This window comes from Methylobacterium sp. CB376 (assembly GCF_029714205.1).
In the GTDB taxonomy this organism is placed as follows: Bacteria; Pseudomonadota; Alphaproteobacteria; order Rhizobiales; family Beijerinckiaceae; genus Methylobacterium.
In genome coordinates this window covers 1,563,345-1,584,587 of sequence record NZ_CP121648.1, presented here as the reverse complement: position 1 = coordinate 1,584,587, position 21,243 = coordinate 1,563,345, and the positions used below count along the sequence as shown (strand labels likewise).

The 21,243-nt window shown below is 73.6% G+C and carries 19 protein-coding genes; 13 read left to right on the top strand and 6 right to left on the bottom strand.

Going from position 1 to position 21,243, the window contains the following annotated elements:
• Positions 1-141 precede the first annotated feature (141 nt).
• From mnmE to QA634_RS07140, 5 genes are all read left to right on the top strand, one after another.
• Positions 142-1,455, top strand: coding sequence for a tRNA uridine-5-carboxymethylaminomethyl(34) synthesis GTPase MnmE (gene mnmE, locus QA634_RS07160; protein ID WP_012331344.1), 1,314 nt, complete (start codon positions 142-144; stop codon positions 1,453-1,455).
• 174 nt (positions 1,456-1,629) lie between these two features.
• Positions 1,630-3,513: a tRNA uridine-5-carboxymethylaminomethyl(34) synthesis enzyme MnmG gene (gene mnmG / locus QA634_RS07155; RefSeq protein WP_012331343.1), complete on the top strand. Its 1,884-nt coding sequence runs from the start codon at positions 1,630-1,632 to the stop codon at positions 3,511-3,513.
• Positions 3,513-4,151 carry a 16S rRNA (guanine(527)-N(7))-methyltransferase RsmG gene (gene rsmG / locus QA634_RS07150; RefSeq protein ID WP_012331342.1) on the top strand — a complete coding sequence of 213 codons (639 nt, stop codon included), beginning with the start codon at positions 3,513-3,515 and terminating at the stop codon, positions 4,149-4,151. The genes mnmG and rsmG overlap by 1 nt, the downstream gene beginning before the upstream one ends.
• Positions 4,148-4,993 (top strand): ParA family protein, encoded by an 846-nt coding sequence (locus tag QA634_RS07145; RefSeq protein ID WP_043700900.1) that lies wholly within the window; start codon positions 4,148-4,150, stop codon positions 4,991-4,993. The genes rsmG and QA634_RS07145 overlap by 4 nt, the downstream gene beginning before the upstream one ends.
• A gap of 34 nt (positions 4,994-5,027) precedes the next feature.
• Positions 5,028-5,921, top strand: a complete 894-nt coding sequence (locus tag QA634_RS07140; RefSeq protein WP_012331340.1) for a ParB/RepB/Spo0J family partition protein — start codon at positions 5,028-5,030, stop codon at positions 5,919-5,921.
• A 93-nt stretch (positions 5,922-6,014) separates the two neighbouring features.
• Here QA634_RS07140 and holA read toward each other — a convergent pair whose 3' ends face one another.
• The 3 genes from holA to leuS all read right to left on the bottom strand — a co-directional run bounded on the left by holA (position 6,015) and on the right by leuS (position 10,356).
• The gene (gene holA / locus QA634_RS07135; RefSeq protein ID WP_012331339.1) at positions 6,015-7,043 is read right to left on the bottom strand and encodes a DNA polymerase III subunit delta; all 1,029 of its coding nucleotides are present in this window, start codon (positions 7,041-7,043) and stop codon (positions 6,015-6,017) included.
• Entirely contained in the window at positions 7,040-7,576 is a 537-nt protein-coding gene (gene lptE, locus QA634_RS07130; protein WP_012331338.1) for an LPS assembly lipoprotein LptE, read from the bottom strand. The genes holA and lptE overlap by 4 nt, the downstream gene beginning before the upstream one ends.
• 164 nt (positions 7,577-7,740) lie before the next feature.
• Complete coding sequence (leuS, locus tag QA634_RS07125) at positions 7,741-10,356, bottom strand: leucine--tRNA ligase (protein ID WP_283027358.1); 2,616 nt, start codon at positions 10,354-10,356, stop codon at positions 7,741-7,743.
• A 310-nt stretch (positions 10,357-10,666) separates the two neighbouring features.
• On the opposite strand from leuS, the gene QA634_RS07120 reads away from it, so the two are divergent.
• On the top strand, positions 10,667-11,350 hold the full coding sequence (locus QA634_RS07120) for a YggS family pyridoxal phosphate-dependent enzyme (protein ID WP_012331336.1): 684 nt from the start codon (positions 10,667-10,669) through the stop codon (positions 11,348-11,350).
• A gap of 58 nt (positions 11,351-11,408) precedes the next feature.
• Here the strand turns inward: QA634_RS07120 and QA634_RS07115 are convergent, their stop codons facing one another.
• Together QA634_RS07115 and QA634_RS07110 are read right to left on the bottom strand one after the other, a co-directional pair.
• The gene (locus QA634_RS07115; RefSeq protein WP_012331335.1) at positions 11,409-11,609 is read right to left on the bottom strand and encodes a hypothetical protein; all 201 of its coding nucleotides are present in this window, start codon (positions 11,607-11,609) and stop codon (positions 11,409-11,411) included.
• A 178-nt stretch (positions 11,610-11,787) separates the two neighbouring features.
• The gene (locus QA634_RS07110; RefSeq protein ID WP_012331334.1) at positions 11,788-12,321 is read right to left on the bottom strand and encodes a L,D-transpeptidase family protein; all 534 of its coding nucleotides are present in this window, start codon (positions 12,319-12,321) and stop codon (positions 11,788-11,790) included.
• Between the two features lie 46 nt (positions 12,322-12,367).
• Between QA634_RS07110 and QA634_RS07105 the strand changes: the two genes are divergently transcribed.
• The 4 genes from QA634_RS07105 (at position 12,368) to dapD (ending at position 15,463) form a co-directional block, all read left to right on the top strand.
• On the top strand, positions 12,368-13,036 hold the full coding sequence (locus QA634_RS07105; protein ID WP_012331333.1) for a 3'-5' exonuclease: 669 nt from the start codon (positions 12,368-12,370) through the stop codon (positions 13,034-13,036).
• 209 nt (positions 13,037-13,245) lie between these two features.
• Positions 13,246-13,932 (top strand): response regulator transcription factor, encoded by a 687-nt coding sequence (locus tag QA634_RS07100; protein WP_012331332.1) that lies wholly within the window; start codon positions 13,246-13,248, stop codon positions 13,930-13,932.
• Between the two features lie 78 nt (positions 13,933-14,010).
• Entirely contained in the window at positions 14,011-14,517 is a 507-nt protein-coding gene (locus tag QA634_RS07095; protein ID WP_012331331.1) for a cyclic nucleotide-binding domain-containing protein, read from the top strand.
• Between the two features lie 100 nt (positions 14,518-14,617).
• On the top strand, positions 14,618-15,463 hold the full coding sequence (gene dapD, locus QA634_RS07090) for a 2,3,4,5-tetrahydropyridine-2,6-dicarboxylate N-succinyltransferase (protein ID WP_012331330.1): 846 nt from the start codon (positions 14,618-14,620) through the stop codon (positions 15,461-15,463).
• A 121-nt stretch (positions 15,464-15,584) separates the two neighbouring features.
• Here the strand turns inward: dapD and panC are convergent, their stop codons facing one another.
• Entirely contained in the window at positions 15,585-16,451 is an 867-nt protein-coding gene (gene panC, locus QA634_RS07085) for a pantoate--beta-alanine ligase (protein WP_012331329.1), read from the bottom strand.
• 613 nt (positions 16,452-17,064) lie between these two features.
• Between panC and QA634_RS07080 the strand changes: the two genes are divergently transcribed.
• From QA634_RS07080 to QA634_RS07070, 3 genes are read left to right on the top strand one after another with little or no spacing between them, the layout of a single operon-like run.
• Positions 17,065-20,298, top strand: coding sequence for an RICIN domain-containing protein (locus QA634_RS07080; RefSeq protein ID WP_265576551.1), 3,234 nt, complete (start codon positions 17,065-17,067; stop codon positions 20,296-20,298).
• 28 nt (positions 20,299-20,326) lie between these two features.
• Entirely contained in the window at positions 20,327-20,608 is a 282-nt protein-coding gene (locus tag QA634_RS07075; RefSeq protein ID WP_012331327.1) for a hypothetical protein, read from the top strand.
• Positions 20,599-21,231, top strand: coding sequence for an SCO family protein (locus tag QA634_RS07070; protein WP_012331326.1), 633 nt, complete (start codon positions 20,599-20,601; stop codon positions 21,229-21,231). The genes QA634_RS07075 and QA634_RS07070 overlap by 10 nt, the downstream gene beginning before the upstream one ends.
• Positions 21,232-21,243 lie beyond the last annotated feature (12 nt).

Genomic DNA, 21,243 nt, shown 5'->3' with positions numbered 1-21,243 from the left:
CGGAACGATGACGCTGCGGCGCCGCGATGCTCGACAGGACGGACCGGCGCTGTCAATCCCGGGCTCCGGGGGCGAGTTCCCGGCGGGGCGCGGGCGGCGCCCGCGCGGGGTGCGGGGCGGAGCCCCCGGAGGAGCGACGTCTTGACCGACACGATCTTCGCGCCGGCCTCGGGATTCGGACGGGCCGCGGTGGCGGTGATCCGGATCAGCGGACCGGGAGCGGCCTCATGTCTCACGGCGCTGACGGGCCACCCCCCTCCCCTGCCGCGGCGCCTGTCGCTGCGGCAGCTGCGCGACCCGGGGACGGGCGAGGTGCTCGACCGTGCCCTGGTGGTCTGGCTGCCCGGTCCCGCGACCTTCACGGGCGAGGACAGCGCCGAGTTGCACCTTCACGGCGGGGCGGCCGTCCGCGCGGCCGTGCTTCGGGTGCTCGGCCGCCTGCCGGGCCTCGCCCCGGCCGAGCCCGGCGCCTTCACGCGGCGGGCCTTCCTCAACGGCCGCATGGACCTGACCGCGGTCGAGGGTCTCGCCGACCTGATCGATGCCGAGACGGAAGCGCAGCGCCGGCAGGCGATGCGGCAGCTCGACGGGGCGCTCGGCCGGCTCGTGGAGGCTTGGCGGGACACCCTGCTCGGCGTGCTCGCCGGGGCCGAGGCCGCGCTCGACTTCTCGGACGAGGGCGACGTGGACGAATCGGCCCTGTCGGCGTCGGGTCTCGCCGCGGCCGCGCGGGTGCGGGACGCGATCCTGGCGGCGCTGGCGGAGGGACGGCGGGGCGAGCGGCTGCGGGAGGGGTTCGTGGTGGTCCTGGCCGGTCCGCCCAATGCCGGCAAATCGACGCTGCTCAACGCCCTCGCCCGGCGGGAGGCGGCGATCGTCTCGCCGATCCCCGGCACCACGCGGGATGCGATCGAGGTCCGCTGCGACCTCGACGGCCTGCCGGTGCTCCTCGTCGACACGGCCGGGCTGCGGGACGAAGGGGCGGACCCGATCGAGGCCGAGGGCATGGCGCGCAGCCGGCGGCGGATCGAGGAGGCGGATCTCGTGCTGTGGCTGGTGCCGCCCGAGGGCGGCGCCGCGGCGCCGAAGGGAGCCCTGGTCGTGCACACCAAGCGGGATCTCGGGCGGGATCCGGGCGGCGGCGTGGACGGGGCGCTCGCGATCTCGGCCCTGACCGGCGAGGGGCTCGCGATGCTTCTCGACCGCGTCGCGGCCGCGGCGGGGGCCGCGCTCGGCCGTGGCGACGCCGTGGTGACGCGCGAGCGGCAGCGCCGCGCGCTCGAGGAATGCGCGGCCCATCTCGGGCGGGCGATCGCCGGGGCCGAGACGATGCCGGCGGAACTGGTCGCCGAGGACCTGCGCCTCGCGGTGCGGGCCCTCGGGGCGGTGGCGGGCCGGGTCGGCGTCGAGGAGATGCTGGACCGACTGTTCTCCAGTTTCTGCATCGGGAAGTGAAGCGGGGCCGCGAGGAGGATCCGCTCGCGCGGGCGCGCCCGCGCTGCGGCGGAGCGAGGCTGTTTCACGTGAAACAGCCACGATTCTCCAATCGCTTTCCCCGTTTCACGTGAAACACGCGCCCTCCCCGACTTCCCGGTTGACGATCTCGGGCTGCCCGCCCAGAGATCTCGCATGCAGCGAATCGACCGCACCCGCTTCGACGTGATCGTCGTCGGCGGCGGCCATGCCGGCGTGGAAGCCGCCGCGGCCGCCGCGCGCCTGGGCGCCGCCACGGCGCTCGTCACCCACCGCCGCGCCACGCTCGGCGCCATGTCGTGCAACCCCGCCATCGGCGGCCTCGGCAAGGGCCACCTCGTGCGCGAGGTCGACGCCCTCGACGGGCTGATGGGCCGCGTCGCCGACCGCGCCGGGATCCAGTTCCGTCTGCTGAACCGCCGCAAGGGACCGGCGGTGCGCGGGCCCCGCAGCCAGGCCGACCGCAAGCTCTACGCCCGGGCGATGCAGGAGGCGCTGGCAGCCACGCCCAACCTCTCGCTGATCGAGGGCGAGGCGCACGACCTGGCCGTGGTGGAGGGGCGCGTCACGGGCATCGTGCTGGCGGACGGGCGCGCCCTCCCCTGCGCGGCCGTGGTGCTGACGACCGGGACCTTCCTGCGCGGTCTGATCCATATCGGTGAGCGGACCATGCCGGCCGGACGGGTTGGCGAGGCGCCGGCCCTCGGCCTCGCCGCCACCCTCGACCGGCACGGCTTCGGGCTCGGCCGGCTCAAGACCGGCACCCCGGCCCGCCTCGACGGACGCACCATCGACTGGGCCGGGATCGAGAAGCAGGCCGCCGACGACGAGCCGGTGCCCTTCTCCAGCCTGACCGACCGGATCACCACGCCGCAGATCGAGTGCGGCGTCACCCGCACCACGCAGGCGGTGCACGACCTGATCCGCGCCAACCTGCACCGCTCGCCGATGTACTCGGGCGGGATCACCAGCCGCGGTCCGCGCTACTGCCCCTCGATCGAGGACAAGGTGGTGCGCTTCGGGGACCGCGACGGGCACCAGATCTTCCTGGAGCCGGAGGGGCTGGACGATCCCACGATCTACCCGAATGGCATCTCGACCGCCCTGCCCGAGGAGGTCCAGCGCGCGGTCCTGCGCCTGATCCCGGGCTGCGAGCGGGCCGCGATGCTGCGGCCGGGCTACGCGATCGAGTACGACTACGTCGACCCGCGCGAGCTCGACCCGACGCTCCAGACCCGCCGGGTCGCCGGCCTGTTCCTGGCCGGCCAGATCAACGGCACCACTGGCTACGAGGAGGCGGCCGGCCAGGGCATCCTGGCGGGGATCAACGCCGCGCGCCTCGCCGCCGGATCGGCCCTCGCCGTCCTCGACCGGGCCGAGTCCTACATCGGCGTCATGATCGACGACCTCGTCACGCATGGCGTGAGCGAGCCCTACCGGATGTTCACCTCGCGCTCCGAGTACCGGCTCAGCCTGCGGGTCGACAACGCGGATGAGCGGCTCACCGGGCGGGGCATCGCGCTCGGCTGCGTCGGGGCCGCGCGGGCCCGCCACTTTGCCGAGAGCCAGCAGGCCCTCGCCGCGGCCCGCGCGCGGCTCGACGCGCTCGCGATCACGCCGAGCGAGGCGGCCCGGCACGGCCTCGCCCTGAACCGGGACGGGATCCGGCGCAGCGCCTTCCAGCTCCTCTCCTATCCGGAGATCGACTGGCCGCGCCTCGCGGCGATCTGGCCCGAACTCGCGGCCGTCCCGCCCCGCGTCGCCGAGCGGCTGCGCACCGACGCGGCCTACGCGGTCTATCTCGACCGGCAGCGATCCGACATCGCGGCCTTCCGGCGCGACGAGGCGGTGCGACTTCCGGCCTCTCTCGATTACGGCCGCATCGCCGGCCTGTCGAACGAGTTGCGGCTGAAGCTGGATTGCGTGCGGCCGCACACGCTGGGCCAGGCGGCACGGATCGAGGGTGTGACCCCCGCGGCTCTGACCCTGCTGGCCGCCCATGCCAGGCGGGCCGACGCGGCCGCTCCGGCGGAGGCGTGATGGTGCCCTCCGACCGCGACAGGGTGCTGGCGGAGGCGGGTGTTTCACGTGAAACAGCCGCCGCCCTCGACCTCTACGTCGCCCAGCTCACGCGCTGGCAGGCGATCAAGAACCTCGTCGGCCCGGCCACCCTGCCGGATGTCTGGACGCGCCACATCGCCGATTCCCTGCAGCTCCTCGACGCCGCCCCGCAGGCGCGGACCTGGCTCGACCTCGGCAGCGGCGCCGGCATCCCGGGCCTGATCCTGGCGATCGCCGGGGTGCGGAATCGCCCCGACCTGCGCGTCGACCTCGTCGAGAGCAATGCCCGCAAGGGCGCCTTCCTGCAGGAAACCGCCCGCCTCACCGGCGCCCCGGCCCGGATCCACGTCGCCCGGATCGAGCGCGTCGTCGCCGGTTTCCGCGGCGTCGACGTGGTCTGCGCCCGCGCCCTCGCGCCCCTGCCGCAGCTCATCGCCTGGACGGCCCCGCTGTTGAAAAGCGGCACCATCGGGCTGTTTCCGAAGGGCCGGGAGGCCCAATCCGAATTGACCGCCGCCCGCGAAAAGTGGACATTCGTGGCGGATGTGATCCCGAGCCGGACCGATTCCTCCGCGGGGATCGTCCGCATCTCCAGCTTGAGCGACCCGCTTCCATGACAGTGGAACCTTCCGAGGCGCCGGCCCGCTCCGCGCGGCCCCTTCGCATCATCGCGCTCGCCAACCAGAAGGGCGGCGTCGGCAAGACCACGACGGCCATCAATCTCGGCACCGCCCTGGCGGCGATCGGCGAGCAGGTGCTGATCATCGACCTCGATCCGCAGGGCAACGCCTCGACGGGGCTCGGGATCGACCGCCGCCAGCGCCGCCTCTCGACCTACGACGTTCTCGCGGGCGAGGCCGCCCTGAAAGAGGCCGTCCAGGCGACCGCCGTGCCGCGCGTCGCGATCGCCCCCTCGACCATGGACCTGCTCGGCCTCGAGATGGAGATGGCGAGCGCGCAGGACCGCGCCCACCGCCTGCGCCGCGTCCTCGAACCGCTGACCCGCGGCGAGATGGCCGAGGAGGAGCGCTTCACCTACGTGCTGATCGACTGCCCACCCTCCCTCAACCTCCTCACCATCAACGCCCTCGCGGCGGCCGACGCGGTGCTGGTGCCGCTGCAATGCGAGTTCTTCGCGCTGGAGGGGTTGAGCCAGCTGCTGCGGACGGTGGAGCAGGTGAGGGGCACGCTCAACCCGCGGCTCGCGATCCAGGGCATCGTGCTCACCATGTTCGACCCGCGCAACAACCTCTCGACCCAGGTCGTGGCGGATGTGCGGGCCTTCATGGGCGACAAGGTCTACGAGACGATGATCCCCCGCAACGTGCGCGTCTCCGAGGCGCCCTCGCACGGCAAGCCGGTCCTGCTCTACGACCTGAAATGCGCCGGCTCGCAGGCCTACCTGCGCCTGGCCTCCGAGATCATCCAGCGCGAAGGACGCCTCCCCGCAGCCGCGTGAGCGCCGGGGTCACGAGACACGAGGACACCAGGATATGGCGGAAGAGGTGGCCCGCCCGCGGCTCGGACGCGGGCTCGCGGCGCTGATCGGCGATGTCGGCGAGGACGCGCCTCCGGCGCCGATCGACCGCCGCGGTCAGCGCCGGGTGCCGATCGAGTTCCTGCGCCCCAATCCGCGCAATCCCCGCCGCCACTTCGCCGAGGCCGAGCTGGAGGAGCTCTCGGCCTCGATCCGCACCCGCGGCGTGATCCAGCCGATCGTGGTGCGCGGCGTCGCCGCGGTGCCGGACACGTTCGAGATCGTCGCCGGCGAGCGCCGCTGGCGGGCCGCCCAGCGCGCCGGCCTGCACGAAGTCCCGGTGGTCGTGGTCGAGATCGACGACCGCACCTCCCTCGAATACGCCATCCTGGAAAACGTCCAGCGCGCCGACCTCAACCCGATCGAGGAGGCCGCCGGCTACGAGCGGCTGATGAGCGAGTTCGGCTACAGCCAGACCGAGCTGGCCGAGATCATGGGCAAGAGCCGCAGCCACCTCGCCAACACGCTGCGCCTGCTGAACCTGCCGCCATCGGTGCAGGAGCAGGTGGTGGCGGGCGCGCTCACCGCGGGCCACGCCCGCGCCCTGCTCGCCGTCAGGGACCCGGAGGCGGTGGCCCGCCGGGTCGTCGCCGAGGGGCTGACGGTGCGCGAGGTCGAGGCCCTGGCCGCCGCCGAGCAGCCCGCCGAGTCCGGCCCGCGTCCCGGCCGCCCGCGCCGGGCGCCGCCGGAGAAGGATGCCGACACCCGCGCCCTGGAGCGGCGCCTGGAGGACGCGCTCGGGGTGACCGTCTCGATCGAGCATCGCGGCGGCGGCGGGGAACTGCGCCTGCGCTACGCCAGCCTCGATCAGCTGGACGCGATCTGCCGCCGGCTCGAGATGCAGGGCTGAGCGGCGAGGGGAGGGGGCCCGCATCGCGCTCCAACGACATCCGGTTGATGGCTTCGCCATCTCCGATTTCGGCCATGCGGATGTCGGCGTCGCTCAGGCGCGGCGCCCGGCCTCCAGGGCGATCCGGACCAGGACGTCGCTCGCCAGGGCGTGCGCGAATTCCGCCTCGGCGCGCCGGCAGGCGAGCACGGCCTCCTGCAGGCGGGCGACGGCGCGCCGGAGCGCCTCCGGCGACCAGCGCGCCAGCTGGACCTCGACGATCCTCTGGCGCCGGAAGTGCAGGCCGCGCCAGCTCGCCACGATCTGGCCCGGCGACTGGCCCTGGCCGTCGAGGCGCGCGGCGAGCAGCGCGAGGGCGTGGCGCAGGGCCGCCCCCAACATCACCGAGGCGTCCATGCCCTCGACCCGGAAGCGCCGGTAGCTCCGCTCGGCCTCGCCGGCCTGACCCGCGAAGGCGGCGTCGATCAGGGCGTTGAGGACGGATCCCGAGACGTCGCTCGCCACCGCCTCCACGTCCTCGAGGCTGATCTCGCGCTGCCCGCGCGCGTAGAGGGCGAGCTTCTCGATCTCGCCGAGGCTGGCGCGGCGGTCGCCCCCGAGGCTCGCCGCCAGGGTCTCGCGGGCGTCGCGCGCGATGCGCAGGCCCTCGGCCTGGAGCCGCGCGTCGATCAGGTCGGCGAGGGTCCGCGCGTCATCCGGGTAGCAGGGGAGGGCGAGGGCCCGCGGCGAGCGCTCGCAGAGGACCCGCAGCGGCGCCGACTTGGCGAGGTCGCCCGCCTCCACCACGACGCGGGCCGCCGGCAGCTCCGCCTTGAGCAGGGCCTCGACGGCCGGCGCGATGGGGCGGCTGCCGGGCCGCACCCAGATCGCCCGCTGGCCCCCGAACAGCCCGACCGTCCCGGCCTCGTCGAGGAGCCGGCCGGGATCGCCCGCCAGCACGTCCCCGTCGATCTTGACCAGGGCGAAGGGGTCGGACGGGTCCGCCACCGCGCCCTCCGCGAGGCTGCGGGCGCGCTCGGCCACCAGCCCCGTGTCGGGGCCGTAGACCAGGATCACGGCGACGCGCGGGTCGGGCCCGCGGCGCAGCAGGCCCTCGACGTCGCCCGGGCGGATCGCCGTCACGGCTGCGTGGCAAGGATCGCGGCGACGCGCGTCTTGATCTGGTCCGCCAGGAGCTTGGCGAGGCGGATCTCCGCGTCGCGGGCCGCGCGCAGGCTGGCGAAGCGCTGCACCGAGCGGTCGTAGCTCGCGAGGCCGGTGGCGGTGCCCTCCGTGAGGGTGCGGCTGCCGTCGAGGCTCACCACCTTGTAGGCGGCGCTGCCGTACAGCGTGGCGGACTCGGCCCGGGCCGTGACCGAGCTCACGATCGGGGTCTGCACCGTCTCGCTCACCGCGAGCGTGAGCCGATAGCGCTTCTCCGGCGCCTGGCCGGCCCCGTCGAGGTCGAAGACCAGCTCGCTGCGCAGGTAGTGGCCGAGGCGCTCCTGGCCCTGGGCCGTCGTCGCCGGGTCGACCTGGATCGAGGCCAGCACCGCGCTCAGCGGCGCGCCGGAGGCGGTCGGGCCGTAGAGCGGCCGGAAACACCCGGACAGGCCGAGCATCACCATCCCGGCGAGTGCGAAGCGTCGCGCCGTGCCTACCGTGCTGCGTGCCATGCCGGTCCCGTCCTCCGCCGCGAGCGGATCCTGATTCGGTCGCCGGGTCGGCGCGACACCGACCCGGACCCGCAGGATATAGGAAAGCTCTGCGGCGGGAGCGTGGAGGCGGGGCGCGCCGTCCCCGCTTTCCTCACGGATCCCCGCCGCGAATCGTCCCCGCCTCAGGCCACGACGTTGACGATGCGCTGGGGCACCACGATCACCTTGCGCGGCGCCTTGCCGTCGAGGGCGCGCTGCACCGCCTCCAGGGCGAGCACGGCGGCCTCGACCGCGGCGGCGTCGGCCTCGCGCGGCACCGTCACGTCGGCGCGCTTCCGGCCGTTCACCTGCACCGGCAGCGTGATGCTGGCCTCGACGAGCAGGGCTGGGTCGGCCTCCGGCCAGGGGGCCTCCGCGACCAGGCCCGGCTGTCCGAGCACCGCCCATGAGGATTCCGCGAGGTGCGGCATCATCGGGGCGAGCAGCTGCACCAGGATGCGGCCGGTCTCGATCAGCGCGGGCCGCCCGAGCGGCGCCGGGCCGGCGAGCGCGTCCTGGAGCGTGTTCGCCAGCTCGTACAGGTGGGCGACGCAGCGGTTGAAGCGCAGGCGCTCGATATCCTCGCCGAGCGCGGCCAGGGCCCGGTGCGCCGCCTTGCGCAGGGCGAGGTCGGCGGCCGCGTCGCCGGCCTGCTCGGGCCGCTCGGCGATCTCGTTGACGAGGCGCCAGACCCGCTGGACGAAGCGCGAGGCGCCCTGCACGCCGTCCTCCGTCCAGATCACGTCGCGCTCGGGCGGCGAGTCCGACAGCATGAACCAGCGCGCGGTATCCGCCCCGTAGGAGGCGATGATGTCGTCCGGGTCGACCACGTTGCGCTTCGACTTCGACATCTTCTCGATCGAGCCGATTATGATCGGCGCGCCGGTTTTCACGTGAAACGCCCGGCGCTCCCCGTCCTCGACGGCGATCCGCACGTCCACCGGCTGCACCCAGGCCCCGGACGCGTCCTTGTAGGTTTCGTGGACCACCATGCCCTGGGTGAACAGGCCGGCGAAAGGCTCGTCCGCCCCGCCCCAGCCGACCTTGCGCATCGCCCGGGCGAAGAAGCGCGAGTAGAGCAGGTGCAGGATCGCGTGCTCGATGCCGCCGATATATTGGTCGACGGGGAGCCAGCGGTCGGCCGTCGCCGGGTCGGTCGGGGCGTCGGTCAGCCAGGGCGCCGTGAAGCGCGCGAAGTACCAGGACGAATCCACGAACGTGTCCATGGTGTCGGTCTCGCGCCGGGCCGGAGCGCCGCAGACCGGGCAGGGCACGTTGCGCCACGCCGCGTCCCGCTCCAGCGGGTTGCCCGGCTGGTCGAAGGACACCTCCTCGGGCAGCGTCACCGGCAGGTCCTCGACCGGCACCGGCACCACGCCGCAGGACTCGCAGTGGATGACGGGGATCGGGCAGCCCCAGTAGCGCTGGCGGGAGACGCCCCAGTCGCGCAGGCGGAACTGCACCCGGCGCTGCGCGACCGGCGCCTCGCCGAGCCGCTCCGCTTCGAGGCGCGCTGCCACGGCCGCGAACGCCGCCTCGGTGGTCATGCCGTCGAGGAAGCGCGAGTTGATCATGCGGCCGTCACCTTCATAGGCGACGTCGGTGATCACGAAACCGGCCGGGTCGGTCCCGGGCGGGCAGACGACCGGGACGTTGCCGAGCCCGTACTTGTTGGCGAAGTCGAGGTCGCGCTGGTCGTGGGCCGGGCAGCCGAACACGGCGCCGGTGCCGTACTCCATCAGCACGAAATTGGCGACGTAGACCGGCAGCAGCCAAGTCGGGTCGAGGGGGTGGCGAACCTTCAGCCCGGTGTCGAAGCCGAGCTTCTCCGCCGTGTCGATCGCCTCCTGCGCGGTCCCGATCCGGCGGCACTCGGCGATGAAGTCCCGCAGGGCGGGGGAGGTGGCCGCCACGGCGGCGGCCAGGGGGTGATCCGCCGCGACCGCCAGGAACTTCGCCCCGAACAGGGTATCGGGCCGCGTCGTGTAGACCTTCACCTCGGAGGGGACGCCATCGGGCGCGCCGTCAGGCGCCGCGCCGTCAGGCGCCGCCAGGGCGAAGCGCAGCTCCAGCCCCTCCGAGCGGCCGATCCAGTTCTTCTGCATCAACCGGACCTTCTCCGGCCAGCGCTCCAGCGTGTCGAGCCGGTCGCTCAGGTCCTGCGCGTAGTCGGTGATCCTGAAGAACCACTGGGTCAGTTCGCGCTGCTCGACCAGGGCTCCCGAGCGCCAGCCGCGCCCGTCGATCACCTGCTCGTTGGCCAGCACGGTGTGGTCGACCGGGTCCCAGTTCACCTTGGCGGTGCGCCGCGTCACCAGCCCGGCCTTCAGGAAGTCCAGGAACATGCGCTGCTGGTGCTTGTAGTAGGACGGGTCGCAGGTCGCGACCTCGCGGCTCCAGTCCAGCGACAGGCCCATCGCCTTGAGCTGGCCCTTCATCGTGGCGATGTTGGCGTAGGTCCACTCGCGCGGATTGATCTTGCGCTCCATGGCGGCGTTCTCGGCCGGCAAGCCGAAGGCGTCCCAGCCCATCGGGTGGAGCACGTTGAAGCCCTTGGCGCGCTTGTAGCGCGCCACCACGTCGCCCATCGCGTAGTTGCGCACGTGGCCCATGTGGATGCGGCCCGACGGGTAGGGGAACATCTCCAGCACGTAGTAGGTGGGCCGGGGATCCTCGTTGCGGGTGCGGAAGAGGTCGCGCTCGGCCCAGACCGCCTGCCAATGGGGCTCGGATTCTTTCGGGTTGTAGCGTTCGGCCATGGGGAGCGTCTTCGTGGGACGGGGCGGCGCCGGCCGGCGGGACCGGGCCTGGAGGCGGGACGGGAGAGCGCCGCGACCGCAAGCGGTTGAGCTTGCCCGGCGCGGCGCCGGCGGACTAGAGGCTGTGATGGACCGGGGACAGGCGTTGTGCCGGCCAGGGTCGGGCGCCGGGTGCGTCGCCGGCCGACGCCGCGGGCTGGACGTCGCTGACGCGACACAACACCTGTCTCCGGTCCATGACAGCCTCTAGGACACGGTTTGGTCCCCGGGGTCAACGGTCGAGCCGCGGGGAGCGCGAGGGAGGGGATCGATGATCGAGGCGGCGGCAGTCGCGGCGAATCTGGCGACGGTGCGGGCCGAGATCGCCCGCGCGGCGCGGGACCACGAGCGCGACCCGAACGCGGTCGCCCTCGTCGCCGTGTCGAAGACCGTGCCGGCGGAGGGGATCGTCCCGGCCCTGGAGGCGGGTCAGCGGCTGTTCGGGGAGAACTACGTGCAGGAGGCCAGGGCCAAGTGGCCGGCGCTCCGGGCCCGCTACCCGGACGTGGAGCTGCACATGATCGGCCCGCTCCAGTCGAACAAGGCCCGGGAGGCCGTGGAGCTGTTCGACGTGATCCACTCCCTCGACCGGTCCTCCCTGGCAGCGTCCCTGTCGAGGGAGATCGCCCGCACCGGTCGGCGCCCGCGCCTCCTCGTTCAGGTGAACACGGGGGACGAGCCGCAGAAGGGCGGCGTCTCGCCGGCCGCGGCCGACGCCTTCCTGGCCGAGTGCCGCGACGCGCACGGGCTGACGATCGAGGGGCTGATGTGCATCCCGCCCGCCGAGGACCCGCCCTCGGCGCATTTCGCGCTGCTCGCCCGGATCGCCGCCCGCCACGGGCTCGCGGTGCTGTCGATGGGCATGAGCGCCGACTACCCGGCGGCGATCCAGATGGGCGCCACCCATGTCCGGGTGGGCAGCGCGATTTTCGGGGCGCGGCCGGCGAAGGGCTAGGGCGGATGCCGGGGCACCCGTGCGAGGCAGGCGGACCGCCCCCTCGGCCCGCCGCGGCTCAATTCGCGTGCAGGCGGCGGATCTCCTCGCGGGCCTGTTCGAGGAAGCGCAACCGGTCGTCGTCGGACAGCAGCACCAGCGCGTCGAGATCCTGCCGGTGGCGCACGCGCTCGTCCCAGAGGGTGCCCTTCGGTCCTTCCGCAGCGTGGATCTGCCGGGCGCGCACGATTTCGGTCGCGGAATAAGCCTCAAGCGGCATGCGCGTCTCCCTGCTGATTTATGGCCGAATTGCGGATTGCGGCGGACCATACCGGATGTTTGCGGGGCAGGCGAGCATGGCAGCGTTACCAATATTGGTGAAACCGGCCCGATCGATGCTGCGACGCAGCATGACCCTGCGGAGGGCCGCGCCGGCTCCGCGCGAGGCGGCCGAGGGATCAGATGACGAGGCGCGTCCGCGGCCCGATCCGGGCGAGCAGCCGGGCGAGGTCGCGGCGGCGCAGGGCGACGCAGCCCTCCGTGGGCAGGAAGCCGGGCCGGGCGCAGTGCAGGAAGATGGCGCTGCCGCGCCCCCGCCGGATCGGGCCGCGATTGTAGTCGAGGTCGATCACGATGTCGTAGAGGCCGTCCTCCCGCCACAGGGTCTCGGCGCTCACGCCCGGGGAGGGGAGGGGGATGGGGCGGTTGTAGCGCCTGTCGCGCGGGTCGTCGCACCAGCCGTCCCGCGGGCGGATCGGGCGCAGCCCGAGGCCGCAGGCCGGGCGGATCCCGCACCGGTCGGGCCGGAAGTAGCCGCCGCGCAGGCGGAAGGCGCCCCGCGGCGAGGCGCCGTCGCCCTCGCGCTTGGCGTGGCTGCGCCCGCCCTTGCCGAGGGCGCAGGGGATCTGCACGGGGCCCGCGAGGAGCGTGCCCCGGGAGCGGTCGCGGACGCTCGCGCGCAGGCGCAGGGCCGAGAGGGTGGTGCGCTTCATGGCTGCCGGTTTAGGACGTTCGGGCGGGAGTCTCCAGGAGGCGGCGATGGCGCACGGGATGGCGCAGGGTGCGGCGGTGCCCGACTGGCTCGGGCACCTGCCGGGGCGGCTCCTCGCGGTCGACGTCGAGACCACGGGCCTCGGCGCGGAGGACCGGGTCGTCAGCTTCGGCGCCGTCCTCCTCGACACCGCCACGCTCCTCGGCGGGAGCCCCGTCCTCGCCTGCCACCACCTGATCTTCGATCCCGGACGGCCCAGCCACCCGAGGGCGGAGGCGGTGCACGGCTACGACGACTGGCTCCTGCGCCACCAGGACCCGGCCCGCGGCCACCTCGACGCCGTCGCGGCGCTCCTCGCCGGGGCCGACCTCGTGGTCGCGCACAACGCCGCCTTCGACCTCGGCTTCCTGGCGCGCGAGTTCCGGGCCGCGGGCCGGCCCGATCCCGCGCGCCCGACCTACTGCACGATGGAGGCCTATCGCCGCCGGGGCGAGCCCGGCTCGTCCGCCCTCGACGCGGTCTGCCGGCGCGTGAAGCTGGCGCGGGCGGGGGCGCGGCACGGGGCGCTGGAGGACGCGTGGCTGGCCCTGCGCGTCTATCTCTGGCTGCAGGGCTGTCCGGTGCGGGTGGAGCGCCCGGCCCTGGCGGCGCCCAGCAATCTGCGCCCGGCCCCGAAGCGGCCCGACGGGACGCTGCCGCCCCGGACTCCTGCGTAACATGCCGGAAACGCTCCGTCGCGCGCGGGGGTGGACACGGCAAGGGCGGGCCTTGCCGCGACATCGCGCTCCGCTACTCTCGGCCACGCATGCTGCTAAGCAGCGGTCCCGTGCCGCACGCGCAGGGCCGGCCGGGGTGAGCCCGGGGCGTCGATCGTGAGGGAAGCCGGCGGTTCGGCCGGGTCGCGTTCATCAAGAGTGTCGTTCCGATGTCGAACGCCCACCGCCTGCTCGTCGTCGACGACGATCCCTCGCTCCGCGAGACCCTCACCGAGCAGCTCGAACTGCACGCCGAATTCGCCGTGGCGACGGAGGAGACCGCCCAGGGGGCGCTCGCCCGGGTCGCGGCCGAGCGCGTCGACCTCGTCGTGATGGATGTCGGGCTGCCCGACCTCGACGGGCGCGAGGCGGTCCGGCAGATGCGCCAGAGCGGCTTCCGCAGCCCGGTGATCATGCTGACGGCCCAGACCTCGGAGGCCGACACCGTGATGGGCCTCGACGCGGGCGCCAACGACTACGTCACCAAGCCGTTCAAGTTCGCGGTGCTGCTCGCCCGCATCCGGGCGCAGCTGCGCCAGTACGAGGCGAGCGAGGACGCGATCTTCCAGATCGGCCCCTACACGTTCCGGCCGGGCGCCAAGCTCCTCGTCGGCGAGCGCGGCTCGAAGCTGAAGCTCACCGAGAAGGAGACCGCTATCCTGCGCTTCCTCTACCGGGCGGGCCGGCAGGTCGTCGGGCGCGACACCCTGCTGGCCGAGGTCTGGGGCTACAACGCCCAGGTCACGACCCACACCCTGGAGACCCACATCTACCGCCTGCGCCAGAAGATCGAGCCGAACCCCGCCGCCGCCTCGATCCTGGTGACGGAGGGCGGCGGCTACAAGCTGCTGCCCTGATCGGCCGTGGTACGGCGACGCCCGATCGGCTAAGCAGTTTCTCGACCGCCCCCGGGCGGCAGGGGGAGAAGGGGGCCGTTGGCGCTCGACGACGACATCGCGATCCTGGCCGCGAGCCCGCTCTTCGGATTGATGCCCCGGGACGCGCTGAGGCTGATCTCCTTCGCCGCCGAGCATCGGACGCTGGCCCCGGAGAGCGTCCTGTTCCGGCGCGGCGAGCCGGCCGATGGCGGCTTCGTGGTGCTGCGCGGCACGATCCGGCTCGACCCGCGCCCCGCGGGCACGCCCCCGGTCGAGGCCGGCCCCTCGGCGCTGATCGGCCAGACCGCCCTGTTCCTGGTCCAGGAGCGCCCGACCACGGCGCGGGCCGCCACCGAGGCGGCGGTGATGGTGATCCCCCGCGCCCTGATGCGCCGGGTGCTCGAAGTCTTCCCCGAGACCGCCGCGGCGATCCACGACGCCATCGCGGAGGAGCTGACCGCCCTGACGCGGGCGCTGAGCGGGCTGTGGGCCGCCGCGCCCGGGGAGGATCCGGCGGCGAGGGATCCGGCCAGAAGGGATCCGGCCAGAAGGGATCCGGGATGACAGCGGCGGCGGGGCTTTGCTAAGCAGGCGCCCGACCGCTCCCCTCGCGGGGCTCCCTCTCCGGACCCCCTCGCAAGACTCCCTGCCAGGACTCCCGCCCATGTCGCACGCCGATCTCGCCCGGACCATCGAAGCCGCCTGGGAGGACCGCGCGGACGTGACGGCCGCCACCCAGGGCCCCGTGCGCGAGGCCGTCGAGGCGGCGCTCGCCCTCCTGGATTCCGGGCAGGTCCGGGTCGCCGAGAAGTCCGGCAACGCCGACTGGCAGGTGAATCAGTGGCTGAAGAAGGCGGTGCTGCTGTCCTTCCGCCTCACCGACATGGAGCTGATCTCCGGCGCGCCGGGCGGCGCGGCGTGGTGGGACAAGGTGCCGTCGAAGTTCGACGGCTGGGACGCGGAGCGCTTCCGGCAGGCGGGCTTCCGCGCGGTGCCGGGCGCCATCGTGCGCCGCAGCGCCTTCATCGCTCCGGGCGCGGTGCTGATGCCCTCCTTCGTCAATCTCGGCGCCCACGTGGGCGAGGGCACGATGGTCGACACCTGGGCGACGGTCGGCTCCTGCGCGCAGATCGGGAAGAACTGCCACATCTCCGGCGGCGCCGGCATCGGCGGGGTGCTGGAGCCGCTGCAGGCCAACCCGGTCATCATCGAGGACAATTGCTTCATCGGCGCCCGCGCCGAGGTGGCCGAGGGGGTGATCGTCGGCGAGGGCAGCGTGCTCTCGATGGGCGTCTATCTCGGCGCCTCGACCAAGATCGTCGACCGCGCCACCGGGGAGGTCGTCTACGGCCGCGTGCCGCCCTACTCGGTGGTGGTCTCGGGCTCGCTGCCCGGCAAGGCGCTGCCGGACGGCGCGCCCGGCCCGGCGCTCTACTGCGCGGTGATCGTCAAGCGGGTCGATGCCGGCACGCGGGCGAAGACCGGCATCAACGAGCTGCTGCGGGACTGACCGCGACGGCCCGGGACGCCGACGCATCGGGCCGCTGACCCTCCCGGATCGTCGACACCAAGAAAAGGCCTGGCGACGATCCGGGAACGGAACCGGCAGTCATGAGACATGATTGCTGGGATCAGACGGGCACGTTGTCGATGAGCCGGGTGCGGCCGAGATAGGCCGCCGCGAGCACGCGGGCGGGGCCGTCCACGCGCTCCAGCGGCGCCAGCGAGTCGGCATCGTTCACCGAGAGATACTGCACGGGCGCGAACCCGGCCGCCGCGAGGGCGACGCTTCCCTCGGCGAGGGCGGGCCCCGTCGCGCCGCCGCCCCGCACCGCCTCGGCCACGTCCCGGAGCACCGCGTGCAGGCGCGGCGCCACCTCGCGCTCGGCCGCGGTCAGGTAGAGGTTGCGCGACGAGAGGGCGAGCCCGTCCGGCTCGCGCACGGTCGGCACGCCCTCGATCGTCACCGGCAGGTCGAGGTCGCGCACGAAGCGGCGGATCACCTGCAATTGCTGATAATCTTTCTCGCCGAACAGGGCCCGGTCGGGCAGGGCCTGGAGCAGGAGCTTGGTCACCACGGTGGCGACGCCCGCGAAGTGGCCGGGCCGCAGCGGACCGCACAGCACCTCGGTGAGGCCGGCCACGCTGACCGTGGTGGAGAAGCCCGGCGGGTACATGGTGGCGACGTCCGGCAGGTAGGCCGCGTCCGCCCCGGCCCCCGCGAGCAGCGCGAGGTCGCGCTCCGGGTCGCGCGGGTAGCGGGAGAAATCCTCGCTCGGGCCGAACTGCGTCGGGTTGACGAAGATGCTGACCACGACCCGCCGGCAGGTCTCGCGCCCCTGCCGCACCAGGGCGAGGTGACCCTCGTGCAGGGCTCCCATCGTCGGCACCAGCGCGACGGCCTCGCCCGCCTCCCGCCACGCCCGCACCTGGGCCCGCAGCGCCGGCACGTCGGCGAGCCGCGCGACCGCGGCGGGGGAGGGAGAGGGGAGGGGCATCGCGGGGCTCCGGGGTCGATTCGGCTGGGACCCTAGAGCATTTCCGGACGAAACGCGCGGGAGCCCCCGGCCTCGGGTCCCGCCCCGCACCCGCCCCGGCCGCCGGCCGCGCGGCGAGGGGGCGTCGCGTGCCGTCCGCGCCGGTCGCGATCGGCGCCGCGCCATTCATCCTGATGAAACGGCAGAGATCGCGCCCGCCCGGCCCGTCCGGAAGTCGGGAGCCCAGCCCGTGAGAGGTGATCCGGCTCTCCGATCGGGGATGGACTGGGCGGTCGGGCCGCGGCGCGGCGCCATGAGGCGCTTTGCAAAAGCCGTTGCGGCCGGATGTTTCGGTACGACTGAGTCGGCCTGAGAAATATTCACGGAATGACGGGATCGGATGAGGCGGCGCGGCGACCCCATGCGGACCGATCAGCGCCGATTGACCTTGGGGAAAATTTTACCGATGACGTCGTATCACGCCGCCATGCTCTCGAATCGTCGCCGGAATGCCGTTTCTCACCTGGCCACGGGGCGCCTCGCGGCGCGTCTGTCCCGAGGTTCGATGAGCCGATCCTCCTCGCTGATGGGAATGCCGCCGGCCATGAGACGTCCGTCCCGCCGAGAACGCTCCGTGCCCCGGGCGATGATCCTGGTGCTCCTCGCGCTCGCGGCCTCGCCCGCGGCCGCGGAGATCAGCTTCGCCGCGCGCACCGGGTCGGGGCCGATCAGGGCCCTGCATTCCGGGATGTGCCTGACGGTTCCGGGCGGCAACCCGGCCGAGGCGGTGCAGATCGAGCAGCAGCCCTGCACCGGGGGCGCCGATCAGACGTGGCAGATCCGGCCGGCGGGCGGCGGGTTCAACCTCGTCAACCAGGCGACGGGCCTGTGCCTGGATTCGCAGATGTCGCGCAGCGGCGGCAGCGCGGTCTGGCAGATCCGCTGCCTCCCGGTCACGCAGCAGATCTGGTCCGCCCAGGCCCAGGGCGGCGGGGTGCGCCTCGTGGCGGCCTATTCGGGCAAATGCCTCGACGTCTACGGCGGCTTCGCGACAGCCGGGACGAAGCTGATCCAGTGGGATTGCTCGGGCGGCACCCACCAGACCTTCGCCGCCGGGGCGAGCGCCGAGGGGGGCGGCACCGGCGCGCCGGGCACGCGGGTGTCGATCACGCTCACGGCGGCGAATGGCTGGTACGCCAAGGACCTTTTCCTGTTCGCCCGCGACGCCGCGGGCGCCGTCATCGCCCAGACCGACCTCGTCACCTACGATTTCGGGCGACAGACGGCCGGGATGAACCTGCCGTCGCGGCCGATCGCGCTGCCGGTCGCGACGGCGAGCTGGGGCTTCGGCCTGCGGGTCTGGCCCAATGGCGACAAGTCGCGCAACGGGCCGCCGGTCCTGTACTTCAGCGACGCGCCCGGCCAGCGCCCCTTCCAGAGTTCGGGCGATTGCCGGTTCGGGAATCGCCAGGACCTCTGGGGTGACGCCGCCGCTCCGGGGCAGAACATCGTCTATTCCGTCAGCTGCACCGCCGCATCGCCCGGGACGGATCCCGGGACGCCGCAAGCCCTCGCGGTGACGCTGACGCCGACCGAGATCAACGGCTGGTACGCCAAGGACGTGTTCCTGTTCATCCGCAACCCCGACGGCACTGTCGGCGCGCAGACGACGGTCGCCAGCTACAATTTCGGCATCGGAACGCCGGGCCTGAACCTGCCCTCGCAGCCGTTCGGCGTGCCGGCGGGCGGGCGCTGGGGCGTGGGCCTGCGCATCTGGGCCAACGGCGACAAGTCGCGCAACGGCGCGCCCGTCCTGGTCTACAGCGACACGCCGGGCGAGCGGGCGGTCCAGATCGCGGGCGATTGCGCCAGCGCCGGCGGCCGGCAGGACGTCTGGGGCGATGCCGGCGCGCCCGGCCGCAACGTCGTCTACACCCTGCGCTGCAGCGTGCCGGGCGGCGATGCCGATCCCGGAACCGGTCCGGGGACCGGGGGCGGGCAGACGGGCGGCGGCCCGCCGCCCGGAGAACCCGCGCCGACCGGCGCCTCGATCCTCATCAACCGCCGCTCGGGCAATTGCGTCGATGCCGGCGGCGGCGGCGTGGCCCAGCAGATCTGCCGGGATCAGGCGAGCCAGACCTGGACCTTCGTGCCGACCTCGGGCGGCTACCAGATCAGGAGCGACCTGACCGGCCAGTGCCTCGCCGTCGAGAATGCCGGCATGGGCAACGGCGCCCGCGTCGTGCCGCAGGGCTGCTCCGCGGCGCCGAACGCCCTGTTCCGCCTGCGCCGGATCGACCGCTGGACCGAGATCGTCGCGATGCATTCGGGCCGCTGCTTGACCCCGACGGGGCCGAACGGCAACCGCACTTCCGGCAGCGCCATCCTCCAGTGGGATTGCGACGCGAACGATCCGCAGCGCTGGACGATCCTCGGGCCGGAGGGCCGCGCGCCCTCCGCCTGGACCGCCCCGCGCGAGATCGGCATCGTCCCGGTCGCCGGCGCGGTGCTGCCCAACGGCAAGCTCCTGTTCTGGGCCGCCGAGCAGCGCACCAGCTTCGGCTCCGGCAACGGAACCTGGACGACGCTCTACGACCCGGCCACCGACCGCGCGACCGACACCTACATCGCCCAGACCGGCCACGACATGTTCTGTCCCGGCACCAACGTGCTGCCGGACGGCCGCATCCTGATCACCGGCGGCATCTCGGCCGGCCTCGCGACGATCTACGATCCGGCCGCCAATTCCTGGACCCGCGTGGCCGACATGACCATCACCCGCGGCTACAACGCGAGCACCACGCTCTCGACCGGCGAATCCTTCACGTTCGGCGGCTCGTGGTCCGGCGGCGCGGGCGGCAAGGACGGCGAGATCTGGTCGGCCGCGGCGAATCGCTGGCGGGTCCTGCGCAACGTGAAGGGCAACGCGGCGGCCGATCCGAGCGTCGCGATCTATCCCGGCGACACGCATTTCTGGCTGTTCGCCAGTTCCAACGGGGCGGTCTTCCACGCCGGGCCGAGCACGGACATGCACTGGATCGACACCGCCGGGGACGGCACGATGCGGTTCGCCGGCCGGCGCGGCAACGACCTCTTCGCGGTGAACGGCACCGCCACGCTGTACGACGTCGGCAAGATCTACAAGGCCGGCGGCGCCCCCGCCTATACGGGCGCGCCCGCCCTCGACAGCGCCTTCACGATCGACATCAGCGCCGGACCGAACGGCGCGGTCGGCCTCGCCGAGGCGGCCCCGATGCTGTTCGCGCGGGCCTACGCGAACAGCGTCGTCCTGCCCGACGGCGACGTGGTGACCGCGGGCGGCCAGAACGTGGCGGCCCAGTTCACCGACAACCTGCCGGTGATGATGCCGGAGATCTGGTCCCCGCGGACCGGCAAGGTCCGGCGGCTCGCCCCCATGGCCGTGCCGCGCAACTACCACAGCATCGGCATGCTGCTCCTCGACGGACGGGTGCTGTTCGGCGGCGGCGGGCTGTGCGGCGGCTGCGGCGGCGCCGACCACCTCAACTTCGAGATCCTGTCCCCGCCCTACCTGTTCGACGCTCGGGGCAACCCGGCGAGCCGGCCCGTCCTCACCCGGGCCCCGGCCAGCGCCGGCCTCGGCAGCACGATCGCCGTCGCGACCGACCGCGCCGTGGCCGCCTTCGCCCTGGTCCGGCTGGGCAGCGTCACGCACTCGACCAACAACGACCAGCGCCGGGTGCCCCTCGCCATCGCCGCCGCGAGCGGCACCACCTACCAGCTGGCCCTGCCGGCCGATCCCGGGATCCTGCTGCCGGGCACCTGGATGCTGTTCGCGCTGGACGGCAACGGCGTGCCGAGCGTCGCGAAGGTCGTGTGGATCCGGTAACCGCCGGCTCCGAAGCGGAGAGCGCACCATGTCGAGAATCGCCAGGATCGCCGCGGCAGCCCTGCTCGCGCTGGCTCCCGCGGGCGTCGCCCGCGCGCAACAGGCCCGGCCGGATCGGGCCGCGACCGGGACGGCGTCGCAGTCGCCCGGGACGGCGGCGCAGCCGCCCGCGCCGGCCGTCGGAGCCTGCCGCGTCAGGGACCAGGTCGGCGGGCGCACCTGCACGGATTCCGTCCCGGAGAGCGTCTGCGCGGCGATCGCCCGGGAGGCGAAGGGCGGCTACACCTGGAGCGGCGACGAATGCCCCTGACCGGCGCGCAACCCCACCCCATCCGGCGCCGCGCCCGCCGCGTCGCGGCCCTCGCGCTGCTCCTCGGCGCGATGGCGGCGCCCGGCTCCGCGACCGAGATCCCGGCCCGCCCCGCGCTCCGCGCCGCGCCTCCGGCCAGCCCGCTCGCCGGCCACTTCGCGCTGCGGGACCCGTCCGGCCGGAGCGTGGAGTCGGAGGCCCTGACGGGACGGCCCTACGGGCTGTTCTTCGGCTTCACCCACTGCCCCGACATCTGCCCGACGACGCTGGCCCAGCTCAGCCTCGCGCTGCGGGCCGTCCCCGACCCCGAGCTGCGGATCTACTTCGTCACCGTCGATCCCGAGCGCGACACGCCGGCCGCGCTCGCCGCCTACATGACGGGGTTCGATCCGCGCATCGTCGCGCTCACCGGCGAGCGTCCGGCGATCGACGAGGCCATCGAGGGCTTCGGTATCACGGCCGAGCGCGTCGCCCTGCCCGGGGGCGACTTCACCTACGCGCACAGCGCCGCCGTGCTGCTGGTGGACGAGAACGGCCTGATCGTCGACCGGGTCGCGGTCGGGACGGAGCCGGAGGCCCTCGCCGCCCGCCTCGCCCGCGTGCTCGCCAAGGCCGGACCGTGACCGCACGGCAGG